The sequence below is a fragment of the Enterobacter sp. KB-280D8 genome (assembly GCF_041399405.1).
GTDB lineage: Bacteria > Pseudomonadota > Gammaproteobacteria > Enterobacterales > Enterobacteriaceae > Enterobacter > Enterobacter cloacae_N.
The window spans coordinates 877803-890160 of record NZ_JBGKEC010000002.1 but is presented as its reverse complement, the minus strand read 5'-3'; the positions used below and the strand labels follow the sequence as shown (position 1 = coordinate 890160).

At 57.5% G+C, this 12358-nt stretch carries 11 protein-coding genes; 8 read left to right on the top strand and 3 right to left on the bottom strand.

Annotated features, from left to right (window positions below; all coding sequences use genetic code 11):
* Positions 1–5 precede the first annotated feature (5 nt).
* Entirely contained in the window at positions 6–1607 is a 1602-nt protein-coding gene (locus AB8818_RS09735; protein ID WP_192984685.1) for a gamma-glutamyltransferase family protein, read from the top strand.
* Between the two features lie 76 nt (positions 1608–1683).
* Here the strand turns inward: AB8818_RS09735 and AB8818_RS09730 are convergent, their stop codons facing one another.
* The gene (locus AB8818_RS09730) at positions 1684–2454 is read right to left on the bottom strand and encodes an amidohydrolase (protein ID WP_041911141.1); all 771 of its coding nucleotides are present in this window, start codon (positions 2452–2454) and stop codon (positions 1684–1686) included.
* 108 nt (positions 2455–2562) lie between these two features.
* Complete coding sequence (gene fadE, locus AB8818_RS09725; RefSeq protein ID WP_048957586.1) at positions 2563–5007, bottom strand: acyl-CoA dehydrogenase FadE; 2445 nt, start codon at positions 5005–5007, stop codon at positions 2563–2565.
* 239 nt (positions 5008–5246) lie between these two features.
* On the opposite strand from fadE, the gene lpcA reads away from it, so the two are divergent.
* Both lpcA and AB8818_RS09715 read left to right on the top strand, forming a co-directional pair.
* Entirely contained in the window at positions 5247–5825 is a 579-nt protein-coding gene (gene lpcA, locus AB8818_RS09720; RefSeq protein WP_003863232.1) for a D-sedoheptulose 7-phosphate isomerase, read from the top strand.
* Positions 5826–5975: 150 nt separating this feature from the next.
* The gene (locus AB8818_RS09715) at positions 5976–6743 is read left to right on the top strand and encodes a class II glutamine amidotransferase (protein ID WP_028012073.1); all 768 of its coding nucleotides are present in this window, start codon (positions 5976–5978) and stop codon (positions 6741–6743) included.
* Here AB8818_RS09715 and dpaA read toward each other — a convergent pair.
* Positions 6714–7454, bottom strand: a complete 741-nt coding sequence (gene dpaA, locus AB8818_RS09710) for a peptidoglycan meso-diaminopimelic acid protein amidase (RefSeq protein ID WP_041911140.1) — start codon at positions 7452–7454, stop codon at positions 6714–6716. The two genes, AB8818_RS09715 and dpaA, sit on opposite strands and share 30 nt — an antisense overlap.
* A gap of 298 nt (positions 7455–7752) precedes the next feature.
* Between dpaA and AB8818_RS09705 the strand changes: the two genes are divergently transcribed.
* The 5 genes from AB8818_RS09705 to nqrE are packed head-to-tail and all read left to right on the top strand — an operon-like array spanning position 7753 to position 12355.
* Positions 7753–9096 carry a Na(+)-translocating NADH-quinone reductase subunit A gene (locus AB8818_RS09705; RefSeq protein WP_192984645.1) on the top strand — a complete coding sequence of 448 codons (1344 nt, stop codon included), beginning with the start codon at positions 7753–7755 and terminating at the stop codon, positions 9094–9096.
* Positions 9097–9098: 2 nt separating this feature from the next.
* A complete protein-coding gene (locus AB8818_RS09700) occupies positions 9099–10334 on the top strand; it encodes an NADH:ubiquinone reductase (Na(+)-transporting) subunit B (RefSeq protein WP_116341729.1) in 1236 nt (411 codons plus the stop codon).
* Positions 10327–11121, top strand: a complete 795-nt coding sequence (locus AB8818_RS09695; protein WP_163330384.1) for a Na(+)-translocating NADH-quinone reductase subunit C — start codon at positions 10327–10329, stop codon at positions 11119–11121. Before AB8818_RS09700 ends, AB8818_RS09695 begins: the two co-directional genes overlap by 8 nt.
* On the top strand, positions 11114–11752 hold the full coding sequence (locus AB8818_RS09690) for an NADH:ubiquinone reductase (Na(+)-transporting) subunit D (protein ID WP_028012078.1): 639 nt from the start codon (positions 11114–11116) through the stop codon (positions 11750–11752). The genes AB8818_RS09695 and AB8818_RS09690 overlap by 8 nt, the downstream gene beginning before the upstream one ends.
* Before the next feature lie 6 nt (positions 11753–11758).
* Positions 11759–12355: an NADH:ubiquinone reductase (Na(+)-transporting) subunit E gene (nqrE, locus tag AB8818_RS09685; protein ID WP_061099102.1), complete on the top strand. Its 597-nt coding sequence runs from the start codon at positions 11759–11761 to the stop codon at positions 12353–12355.
* Positions 12356–12358: the final 3 nt, after the last annotated feature.

The window sequence follows — 12358 nt, the reverse complement described above, 5'->3', positions numbered from 1 at the left end:
TCATGATGACCAAAGCGCTTGATTTTACGTCCGGTTACGATTCACGACGCCCACCGATGATGGGCCATAATGCCGTTGCCACGTCGCAGCCGCTGGCGGCGCAGGCGGGAATGAAAATGCTGCAGCTGGGTGGCAACGCCGTCGATGCGGCCATTGCTACCGCGATGGCACTGACGGTGGTTGAGCCGACCGGCAACGGGATCGGCAGCGACGCCTTTGCCATCGTCTGGGATGGTGAAAAGCTGCACGGCCTGAACGCATCCGGGCGCTCGCCGGCCAGCTGGCATGCGGATCTGTTTGCCGGCAAAACGGCGGTACCGGAAATCGGCTGGGACGCGGTGACGGTGCCCGGAGCTGTGTCCGGCTGGGTTGCCCTGGCGGAACGTTTTGGCACGCTGCCGCTGACCACGCTGGCGCAGCCTGCGATTGACTACGCGCGCAACGGTTTCCCGGTCTCACCGCTGATTGGTCATCTCTGGCAGCGCGGCTATAACAAGCTGAAAGATCAGCCGGGCTTTAGCGCCTGCTTTGCGCCGGAAGGCCGCGCTCCGCGCGTGGGAGAGATCTTCCGTAACCCGGCGCAGGCTAATTCGCTGGAGCTGATTGCCGAAACCAACGGCGACGCGTTTTACCGCGGCGAGCTGGCGCAGAAAATTGCCGACTTCGCCCGGGAGCACGGCGCGCACCTGACGGCTGAAGATCTGGCAAACCACCGCGTGGACTGGGTAGAGCTGCTGTCGCGCGACTTCGCGGGCGGCTCGGTGCAGGAGCTGCCGCCAAACGGCCAGGGGATCGCCACGCTGATTGCGCTCGGTATTCTGGAGCAGTGCGGAATTGAGAAGCATCATCCGGACTCCGTGCAGTCCCTTCACCTGTCCATCGAGGCGATGAAGCTGGCGCTGGCGGATCTCGACCGCTACGTGGCGGATGAAGAACACATGGAGTTCGCCGCAAAAGAGCTGCTGAGCGACCATTATCTGAAGTCGCGCGCGGCGCTTATCGACCACGATAAAGCCTCTGATTTTGTCTACGGCTCCCCGACGCAGAGCGGCACGGTCTACATCAGCACCGCCGACGACAGCGGGATGATGGTCTCGTTTATTCAGTCCAACTTTATGGGATTTGGATCAGGCATCGTGGTGCCGGACACCGGGATCAGCCTGCAAAACCGGGGCTGTGGATTTGTGCTGGATCCGAATCATCCGAACGCGCTGGCGGGCAGCAAGCGTCCGTTCCACACCATCATTCCGGGCTTTGCGATGGACGGCAGCGGCAAGCCGCTGATGTCCTTCGGCGTGATGGGCGGCCCGATGCAGGCGCAGGGGCACATGCAGATGGCGCTGCGCATTATGCTGCACGGGCAAAACCCGCAGGCGGCCATCGACGCGCCGCGCTGGCGCGTGGTGCAGGGCAGGGAGGTGATCGTCGAATCGACGTTCGATCGCAATACGATTGCGGCGCTGCGCGAGCGCGGGCATCAGATCGTGGTAGAAGATCCGCTCCAGGATTACAACTTCGGCGGAGCGCAGGTGATTTACCGCATGCCGGAAGGGCACTACGTGGCCGCGACGGAAAGCCGCAAAGACGGGCAGGCGTTAGTGAGTTAATGTTTTATCCCCCTAATGCGAGCAGCGAACAATCCCCTCTCCCCTTTGGGGAGAGGGTCAGGGTGAGGGGAAAATTTCACCCAATGCTAAACGGATCCGCATCCTGCCACGCCGGAAACTTCTCCCGATACTCCTTCAGCGCCGTTAACGACAGCTCGGCATCAATGCGCGTCGCCTGATGCGGCTCGGCGGTGGCAATAATCTCGCCCTGCGGATTCACCACCCGGCTGTCGCCGCGGTAGTGATGCCCGTTGCCGTCCGTTCCCACGCGGTTACAGCCCACCACGTACGCCTGGTTCTCAATCGCGCGGGCCACCAGCAGCGCCTGCCAGTGCAGCGAGCGCGGCGCGGGCCAGTTGGCGACGTACAGCGCCAGGTCGTAATCGTTGCGGTTGCGCGACCACACCGGGAAGCGCAGGTCGTAGCAGACCAGCGGCAGGATGCGCCAGCCGCGCCACTCGAACACCACGCGTTCGTTACCGGCTTCATAGTGATGATGTTCATCGGCCATGCGGAACAGGTGGCGTTTATCGTAAAAATGCACTTTTCCTTCCGGCTCCACCAGCAGGAAGCGGTTCACCGGTCCGCGCTCCGTCTGCAGGGCGGCGCTACCGGCGATCAGCGCGTTGGTCTGCTGCGCTTTGGCATGCATCCAGGCGACCACCTCTTCCTGGGGCATCGACTGTTTAGCCGCTTCCATCGCGAAGCCGGTGGTAAACATCTCCGGCAGGACAATCACATCTCGCCCGGTAATTTCTTCCAGTTGACGATCAAAGTGGCGCAGGTTGGCAGGGCCATCCATCCACACTAAAGGCTGCTGCAAAATCGAAATCTTCAAACCAGGCACGATACAGACTCCTCAAACGACCCCTTTTTGACACTGTAGCACGTCATTACGAGAAAATGTGGCAATAAAAAACCCCGCACCGGGCGGGGTTTGTCAGAGCGAAGCGGGTTATGCCGCTTCAGGTTTGCGGTGCTTCTCCGGCAGCTTTACCGGCTGCGTCGCCAGCTCTTCCGGTTCGAAATCATCCACGTTAATACTGCGCAGACGGCTCTCTTCGGCTTTCACCAGCAGCGCAGCTTCGTCGTTATTGATAATGCCACCGGCCAGCGCCTGTTTCGCCAGTTCGTCCAGACGGGTAAACGGCAGGTTTTTACCCAGCTGTTTACAAATTTTCTGGTGAATCGGATCGGCGGCCATCACGTCCAGCAGCGCCTCTTCCAGCAGGCCCACCGGGTTATGCGGCGTTGGCGCCAGATACTGACCGCGGCCGATACGGGAGCGGGTTGCGCTCGGAACCTGCAGGATCTTCGCCACCTTGTGGTCCAGTTTGTCCGACGGCGCCAGATGATGGCGACCGGTCGGGAAGATCACCGCGCGCAGGGCGCCCGCCACGAAGCGGTTCGGGAAGTTGGCCAGCAGGTCGTCAATCGCCTGTTCCGCCTGATACATTGCATCTTGTACGCCCCAATGCACCAGCGGCAGATCCGCTTCCTGACGGCCTTCGTCGTCGTAGCGCTTCAGGACCGCAGAGGCCAGGAAGATCTGGCTCAGCACATCACCCAGACGGGCAGAGATACGTTCGCGACGCTTCAGGCTACCGCCCAGCACCGCCATAGAGACGTCAGACAGCAGAGCCAGGTTGGCGCTCAGACGGTTCAGATGCTGGTAGTAACGTTTGGTCGCATCGCCGGTTGGCGTTGCGCTGGTCAGGCCGCGCGTCAGGCCGAGCCAGAAGCTGCGCACCTTGTTGCTGCCCACGTGACCGATATGTTTGAACAGCAGCTTGTCGAAGGCATCCACGTCGTTGTTCTGCGCGGCGGCCATCTCTTCCAGCACGTATGGATGGCAGCGAATCGCCCCCTGGCCGAAGATCATCATGCTGCGGGTCAGGATGTTTGCCCCTTCCACGGTGATGGCAATCGGTGCGCCCTGATAGCCGCGCGCCAGGAAGTTGCCTTCGCCGAGCATAATGCCTTTACCACCCGCGATATCCATCGCGTCAATGATCGACTGCTGCGCGCGGTGGGTACAGTGGTACTTCACAATCGCGGACAGCACGGCCGGTTTTTCGCCCAGCATAATGCCGTAGGTAATCAGGGATGCTGCGGCGTCCATCACGTAGGCGTTGCCCGCGATACGCGCCAGCGGCTCTTCGATACCTTCCATCTTGCCGATGGAGATTTTGAACTGACGGCGGATATGGGCGTACGCGCCAATCCCCATTGCCACCGACTTCAGACCGCCGGTTGAATTCGACGGCAGGGTGATCCCGCGGCCCACCGACAGACATTCAACCAGCATGCGCCAGCCCTGACCGGCCATTTTCGGGCCGCCGATGATGTAGTCAATCGGCACGAAGATATCCTGACCGCGGGTCGGACCGTTCTGGAACGGCACGTTCAGCGGGAAGTGACGACGACCAATTTCAACGCCCGGAGTAGAGGTTGGGATCAGCGCACAGGTAATGCCCAGATCTTCTTCTCCGCCCAGCAGTTTTTCCGGGTCGGAGAGCTTAAACGCCAGGCCGAGCACCGTGGCGATAGGCGCCAGGGTGATATAACGTTTGTTCCAGGTCAGGCGCATGCCCAGTACCTGCTGGCCCTGCCATTCGCCCATGCACACTACGCCGGTATCCGGGATTGCGCCTGCATCGGAGCCCGCTTCCGGGCTGGTCAGCGCGAAGCAAGGGATTTCCTGACCGCGCGCCAGGCGCGGCAGGTAGTGATCTTTCTGCTCTTCCGTACCGTAGTGCTGCAGCAGCTCGCCCGGCCCTAAGGAGTTCGGCACGCCAACGGTAATCGCCAGGATCCCGGAGACGCCCGCCAGCTTTTGCAGGACGCGAGCTTGAGCGTAAGCGGAGAATTCCAGACCGCCGTACTCTTTCTTAATGATCATCGCGAAGAAGCGATGCTCTTTCAGGTACGCCCACAGCTCCGGCGGCAGGTCGGCCATCTCGTGGGTGATAGCGAAGTCGTTTGCCATGCGGCACGCTTCTTCCACCGGGCCGTCGATAAAGGCCTGCTCTTCGGCGGTCAGACGCGGCTGTGGATAGTTGTGCAGCTTTTTCCAGTCCGGGTTGCCCTGGAACAGATCGCCTTCCCACCAGGTGGTACCGGCGTCAATCGCTTCTTTCTCCGTGCGCGACATCGGCGGCATCACTTTACGGAAGCCCTTGAACACCGGCGCGGAGATCATCGACTTGCGCATCGGGGCCAGGTTAAACGGCAGAAGAATGATGGCAAGAGGGACTAAAATCCAGATATTCCAGAGGCCTGCGACGCCAAGCGCAGCCGTCCAGGCCAGAAGAATCAGGCTGCTCAGGAATAAACTGACGCGGTGATAGAACAACACACCGAGCAGTACAACGGTTGCGAGAATGCTCAAAATCATCATAAAGAAAAGCTCCCTTGCTTGTAGGAGGTCTGACCACTTGTGATGATATGGTTGTAGTTGATGTGAATTCCTTTAGCAATGTGTTTACAAAATAATTACAACCTGGTTCACATTGTTCGTGTTTTCGCCGGCACAAAAAATCAAAACGCCGGACGATTCGCATGGCTTTAGCTTCTCGCTTTTCCCGCTATCCGGTACACTCCACTGTGTTATTTCATCAATACTGAAGGATTATCCTCATGTACCAGGATCTTATTCGTAACGAACTGAACGAAGCGGCGGAAACGCTGGCGAACTTTCTGAAAGATGATGCCAATATTCACGCTATTCAGCGCGCAGCGGTCCTGCTGGCCGACAGCTTCAAAGCCGGTGGCAAAGTACTCTCCTGCGGTAACGGCGGTTCCCACTGTGACGCCATGCACTTCGCCGAAGAGCTGACCGGACGCTATCGCGAAAACCGTCCGGGCTACCCGGCGATTGCGATTTCTGACGTGAGCCACATCTCCTGCGTAGGCAACGACTTCGGTTACGACCACATCTTTTCCCGCTACGTTGAGGCAGTAGGCCGTGAAGGCGACGTGCTGCTGGGTATCTCTACCTCCGGTAACTCCGCGAACGTGATCAAAGCGATCGCCGCCGCGCGTGAAAAAGGGATGAAGGTCATCACCCTTACCGGTAAAGATGGCGGTAAGATGGACGGTACGGCGGATATCGAAATTCGCGTTCCGCACTTCGGCTATGCAGACCGCGTTCAGGAGATTCACATCAAAGTGATCCACATCCTGATTCAACTGATCGAAAAAGAGATGGTTAAGTAAGAAGGCTATTTTATTTGCCATTTTGAATCCGGGCAGTGCTCGAAATCCTCACGTACTACGTGTACGCTCCGGTTTCTGCGCGCTGTCCGAATCCAAACTGGCTGCAACAATTACGCCTTCCCGCGTTAAGGCGTTTTGTGGAGGTGCTGTATGTGCGAACTGCTCGGGATGAGCGCCAATGTGCCAACCGATATCTGCTTTAGTTTCACCGGGCTGGTGCAGCGCGGTGGAGGAACCGGGCCGCACAAAGACGGCTGGGGCATCACCTTCTACGAAGGCAAAGGGTGTCGCACGTTCAAAGATCCGCAGCCCAGCTTTAACTCACCGATTGCCAAACTGGTGCAAGATTACCCCATTAAATCCTGTTCGGTGATCGCGCATATTCGTCAGGCAAACCGCGGCGAAGTGGCACTGGAAAATACCCATCCCTTTACCCGTGAGCTGTGGGGCCGTAACTGGACCTACGCGCACAACGGGCAGCTTACGGGCTATAAGTCGCTGGAGACGGGGAACTTCCGACCGGTTGGCGAAACGGACAGTGAAAAGGCCTTCTGCTGGCTGCTGCATAAGCTGACGGAACGTTATCCGCGTACGCCCGGCAACATGGCCGCCGTATTCAAATACATCGCGACGCTGGCCGCTGAACTGCGAGAAAAAGGCGTGTTTAACATGCTGCTGTCTGACGGGCGCTACGTGATGGCGTTCTGCTCGACGAATCTCTTCTGGATTACGCGCCGCGCGCCGTTTGGCGTCGCTACACTGCTCGATCAGGATGTGGAGATAGATTTTCAGAAAGAGACCACACCCAACGATGTGGTCACAGTCATTGCAACGCAGCCGCTGACGGGCAACGAAACCTGGCAAAAGATTATGCCAGGCGAGTGGGTGCTATTTTGTCTCGGGGACCGTGTAATTTGACGCCAGCTGTGGATGGACAACTTCGTGGCTCAGCGGTTTGCTGACCACGTAACGGCCATCGACGATAGAGACCACTGGTGGTTTGTGGGTCTGCTCAAAGTAGTCATAACCTGGCTTCAACTGTTTCCAGAAATCGGCATAGTAAGAGTACTTATGGCGCGCCATGTTGGCATCCGTCATGCGGAACGGGTAGATGCTGACCTGAACGTTAGGCTGTCCAAAGACCAGTGCGCCGGTCACGAACTGGAAAATCTCATCAATGCCGGAATCGGTCATCGCGTAGCAGCCGACAGACACGCAGGCACCGTGGATCATCAGGTATTTCCCTTCATAACCGTGAGCACGGTCATAGGCGTTCGGGAAACCGATGTTGATCGCTTTATAGAAGCGGCTATCCGGCTTTAACTGGTTGCGCTGAACGTTGTAAAACCCTTCCGGACTCTTGAAATCGCCCTGACGCTGTTTCGGGCCCAGCCCGCCGGAATAGTTACAAATCTTGTAGCTATCAAGCAGCTGATACGTCTCGCCCATTTTTACAAACAGATCGAGCGTGCGCTCTTCCTTGAAGATTTGAATATAAACCGGGGATCCCATTAACTGCTGTTTATATTCTTTGCTGATCGGCGTCGTGGAGCTGTTGCTGCTGAGCAGCCCGGCAAACGACATGCACGGAATCAGAAGCATCGCAATGAACAATGCGATTTTACGCATACTACTAGTTCCTTGATAAAACCATGACCAACTTGCCAGGACGGCAAAAGAGACCCGAAATCAGATTATTCTGTTAGGAGCGCTCACATTAGCACCGCTATAGATTTTCGCAAGAGCCGGGCGGTGAGTTTACAAATTAGTTTTACTTTATAAACCATCAAATACCCGCTGGCTCCAGGAACTTTGCGTAATAGCTCGCATTTTGGCGCGCCCGACGGCGGATTACCTGCCCGTCAGAAGGGGAAAATGTTACACTTCGCGCCCACTGGATTGTTGTTTATGGAAACCTGCTAACCACATGTTTAAAATAAAAAAAGGACTTAATCTGCCGATTGCAGGCGTGCCTGAGCAGCACGTCTCGTCTGGCGCAAGCGTCCGTCATGTCGCAATTTTAGGTGACGATTATCTGGGAATGCGTCCTTCAATGCTGGTGCAGGAGGGCGATCGCGTGCTCAAAGGGCAGGCACTCTTTGAGGACAAAAAAAATCCCGGCGTCATGTTCACGGCCCCCGCCAGCGGCACCGTTGTGGCGATCAACCGCGGCGAGCGTCGCGTGTTGCAGTCGGTGGTTATCCGCATCGAAGGCGATGAACAGCGTGAGTTTGCTCGTTATGATGCGGCAGACCTCGCGACGCTTAGCCGCGAAGATGTGCAGGCTCAGCTGCTCGCGTCCGGCCTGTGGACGGCGCTGCGTACGCGTCCTTTCAGCAAATCGCCCGTTCCTGATACCGCCCCGGCCGCTATTTTCGTTACGGCCATCGACACCAACCCGCTCAGCGCGGATCCGCTGCCCATTATTCTGGCGCAGCGTAAAGCCTTTGATGCCGGGCTGACCGTTCTGACTCGCCTGACGCCCGGAAAAGTGCACGTTTGCCAGGCCGGGGGCGGCAAGCTTGGCGGCCATCCTCAGGGGCAGGTCACGTTTAATGAATTTTCCGGTCCGCATCCGGCGGGGCTGGTCGGGACCCATATCCACTTCCTTGAGCCGGTGAGCCTGAAGAAACAGGTCTGGCACCTTAATTATCAGGACGTCATTGCCATCGGTAAGCTCTTTACCACGGGTGAACTCTGCGCTGAACGGATCGTCGCTATCGGCGGGCCTCAGGCCGCCAACCCGCGTCTGGTTAAAACGCTTCTGGGAGCAGACATTAATGAACTGCTTGCGGGGGAAACGAAAGAGGGTGAAAACCGCCTGATCTCCGGTTCGGTACTCAGCGGCCGCCGCGCTGTAAATGCGTACGCGTACCTGGGACGTTTCCATCTTCAGGTGAGCGTAGTTATGGAAGGGCGCGAGAAAGAGCTGTTCGGCTGGGTTCTGCCAGGTGCAGAAAAATACTCCGTCACCCGCACCACGCTGGGCCACTTCCTGCGGCACAAGCTGTTTAACTTCTCTACCAGCACGAACGGCGGCGAGCGCGCGATGGTCCCGATTGGCAACTACGAACGTGTAATGCCGCTGGATATTCTGCCCACCGTGCTGCTGCGCGATCTCCTGGCCGGCGACACCGACGGCGCGCAGGCGCTCGGTTGTCTTGAACTGGATGAAGAAGATCTGGCGCTCTGTACCTATGTGTGTCCAGGTAAATACGAATATGGACCCGTATTGCGCGAGGTGTTAACCCGCATTGAGCAGGAAGGATAACCATGGGATTAAAACACCTCTTCGAAAAAATTGAGCCGCACTTTACCGAAGGGAAGCTCAAAAAGTACTACCCGCTGTATGAAGCAACGACGACCATTTTCTACACCCCGGGTCTGGTAACGAAAGGGGCAGCGCACGTTCGCGATGCCATCGATCTGAAACGCATGATGATCCTGGTGTGGTTTGCGGTCTTCCCGGCCATGTTCTGGGGCATGTACAACGTCGGCCTGCAGACCATTCCGGCGCTGCACCATATGTACGACGCCCAGCAGCTGGCGCAGGTGATCCAGTCCGACTGGCACTATCGTCTGGCCCAGTCGCTGGGGGTAAGCTTTGCTGCAGACGCGGGCTGGCTGAGTATGATGACGCTGGGCGCGGTCTTCTTCCTGCCGATCTACATGACTGTCTTTATCGTGGGCGGCTTCTGGGAAGTGCTGTTCGCCATCATCCGTAAACACGAGATCAACGAGGGCTTCTTCGTTACCTCCATTCTGTTTGCGCTGATTGTTCCGCCTACGCTGCCGCTCTGGCAGGCGGCGATGGGGATCAGCTTTGGCGTGGTGATTGCCAAAGAGATTTTCGGCGGCACCGGACGCAACTTCCTCAACCCGGCGCTGGCGGGGCGTGCGTTCTTGTTCTTTGCTTACCCGGCGCAGATTTCGGGCGACCTGGTATGGACGGCGGCGGACGGTTTCTCCGGCGCGACGCCGCTTTCTCAGTGGGCGGCAGGCGGCGGTGAAACGCTGGTCAACAATGCTACCGGCCAGCCTGTGACCTGGTTCGACGCGTTTATTGGCAACATTCCGGGCTCCATTGGTGAAGTGTCTACCCTGATGATTTTGATCGGCGGGGCCATCATCCTCTTTGGCCGCGTGGCGTCCTGGCGCATCGTCGCGGGCGTCATGCTCGGCATGGTGCTTACCGCCACGCTGTTCAATCTCATTGGTTCAAACACGAACCCAATGTTCTCCATGCCGTGGTACTGGCACCTCGTGCTGGGAGGCTTTGCGTTTGGCATGATGTTCATGGCCACCGATCCCGTCTCGGCCTCCTTTACCGACAGAGGTAAATGGTGTTACGGCGCGCTCATTGGCGTGATGTGTGTACTGATTCGCGTGGTCAACCCGGCCTATCCGGAAGGGATGATGTTGGCCATTCTGTTTGCCAACCTGTTTGCGCCGCTGTTCGACTACCTGGTCGTGCGCGCCAACATTAAGCGGAGGAAGGCGCGTGGCTGAGGTTAAAAATAACGACAGCATCAGCAAAACGCTGCTGGTGGTTTTGGTACTGTGTCTGGTTTGTTCCATCGTGGTTGCCGGTTCTGCCGTAGGGTTGAAACCGCTGCAGCAGGAGCAACGCGCGCTGGATAAACAGCGCAACATCCTGGCCGTAGCCGGACTGATGCAGGAAGGCATGACGAAGGACGACGTCGCGGCCGTGTTTGCTGAACGTATTACCGCACGGCTGGTGGATTTAAAAACCGGCGAGCTGATGGATAAAGACCCGGCGAAATACAACCAGGCGCTGGCGCTGAAAGATCCGCAGATGAGCACCGCGCTTGACGCCTCGCAGGATCCGGCAGGTATTAAGCGCCGCAGCAACATCGCGGAGATTTACCTGGTGCGTGACGAGCAAAAACGCATACAGGAAGTGGTTTTGCCGATCTACGGTAACGGGCTGTGGTCAATGATGTACGCCTTTGTGGCACTGGATACCGATGGCCGCACGGTCAAAGGCATCACCTATTACGATCAGGGCGAAACGCCGGGGTTGGGGGGGGAAGTTGAGAACCCTAACTGGCGTGCGCAGTTTGTCGGTAAAAAAGTGCTCGACGACAGCGGCCAGCCTGCGCTGAAGGTGGTGAAAGGAGGCGCGCGTCCCGGTGATGAATTCGCCGTTGACGGCCTTTCCGGCGCCACGCTCACCTCTAACGGGGTACAGCACAGTTTTGATTTCTGGATGGGTGAACTGGGCTTTGGTCCCTTCCTGAAAAATGTACGTGAAGGAGCGCTGAACAATGGCTGATACGGGTGAACTGAAAGAAGTTAAAAAAGTGCTGATTGGCCCACTTTTAGCCAATAACCCGATAACTCTGCAGGTGCTGGGCGTCTGTTCAGCCCTGGCGGTGACCACCAAACTGGAAACGGCGGTGGTGATGACGCTGGCGGTAACGCTGGTTACGGCGTTCTCCAGCATGTTTATCTCGATGATTCGCCACCACATCCCCAACAGCGTGAGGATCATCGTGCAGATGGCGATCATCGCCTCGCTGGTGATCGTGGTCGATCAGCTACTGCGCGCTTTCGCCTACGAAACCTCGAAGCAGCTTTCGGTGTTTGTCGGCCTGATTATCACCAACTGCATCGTGATGGGGCGCGCTGAAGCCTACGCCATGAAAATGCCGCCGCTGGCGAGCTTTATGGACGGTATTGGCAACGGCCTGGGTTACGGCGTAATCCTGCTGACGGTCGGTTTCCTGCGCGAGCTTATTGGCAGCGGCAAGCTGTTTGGCGTTCAGGTGCTGGATACGGTACAGAACGGCGGCTGGTATCTGCCGAACGGCCTGTTCCTGCTGGCCCCAAGCGCATTTTTCATTATCGGTTTGCTGATCTGGCTGATTCGTACGTTGAAGCCTGAACAGCAGGAAAAGGAGTAACCGACAATGGCTCATTACCTGAGTTTATTTGTGCGCGCGGTGTTTGTTGAAAACATGGCGCTCGCCTTCTTCCTGGGCATGTGTACGTTCCTTGCCGTTTCTAAAAAGGTTTCGACGGCATTTGGCCTGGGCGTGGCGGTCACCGTTGTGCTGGGGCTTTCGGTTCCGATTAACAACCTGGTGTTCAACTTCGTGCTGCGGGACAGCGCGCTGGTGGAGGGGGTTGATCTTAGCTTCCTGAACTTCATCACCTTTATTGGGGTGATTGCGGCGCTGGTGCAAATCCTGGAGATGATCCTCGATAAGTATTTCCCGTCGTTGTACAACGCGCTGGGGATCTTCCTGCCGCTGATCGCGGTGAACTGCGCCATCTTTGGCGGCGTCTCGTTTATGGTGCAGCGTGATTACAACTTCAGTGAATCGGTGGTGTACGGCTTCGGTTCCGGTATCGGCTGGATGCTGGCGATTGTCACCATGGCGGGGATCCGTGAAAAAATGAAATATGCCAACGTGCCCGCTGGGCTGCGCGGCTTAGGGATCACCTTTATCACCACCGGCCTGATGGCGTTGGGCTTTATGTCCTTCTCCGGTGTGCAGCTATAAGGG

Coding starts and splice junctions, on each gene's coding strand:
- fadE (WP_048957586.1), bottom strand. CDS start 5,007: ATGATGATTTTGAGCATTCTCGCAACCGTTGTACTGCTCGGTGTGTTG.
- AB8818_RS09715 (WP_028012073.1), top strand. CDS start 5,976: ATGTGCGAACTGCTCGGGATGAGCGCCAATGTGCCAACCGATATCTGC.
- AB8818_RS09735 (WP_192984685.1), top strand. CDS start 6: ATGACCAAAGCGCTTGATTTTACGTCCGGTTACGATTCACGACGCCCA.
- dpaA (WP_041911140.1), bottom strand. CDS start 7,454: ATGCGTAAAATCGCATTGTTCATTGCGATGCTTCTGATTCCGTGCATG.
- lpcA (WP_003863232.1), top strand. CDS start 5,247: ATGTACCAGGATCTTATTCGTAACGAACTGAACGAAGCGGCGGAAACG.
- AB8818_RS09690 (WP_028012078.1), top strand. CDS start 11,114: ATGGCTGATACGGGTGAACTGAAAGAAGTTAAAAAAGTGCTGATTGGC.
- nqrE (WP_061099102.1), top strand. CDS start 11,759: ATGGCTCATTACCTGAGTTTATTTGTGCGCGCGGTGTTTGTTGAAAAC.
- AB8818_RS09705 (WP_192984645.1), top strand. CDS start 7,753: ATGTTTAAAATAAAAAAAGGACTTAATCTGCCGATTGCAGGCGTGCCT.
- AB8818_RS09700 (WP_116341729.1), top strand. CDS start 9,099: ATGGGATTAAAACACCTCTTCGAAAAAATTGAGCCGCACTTTACCGAA.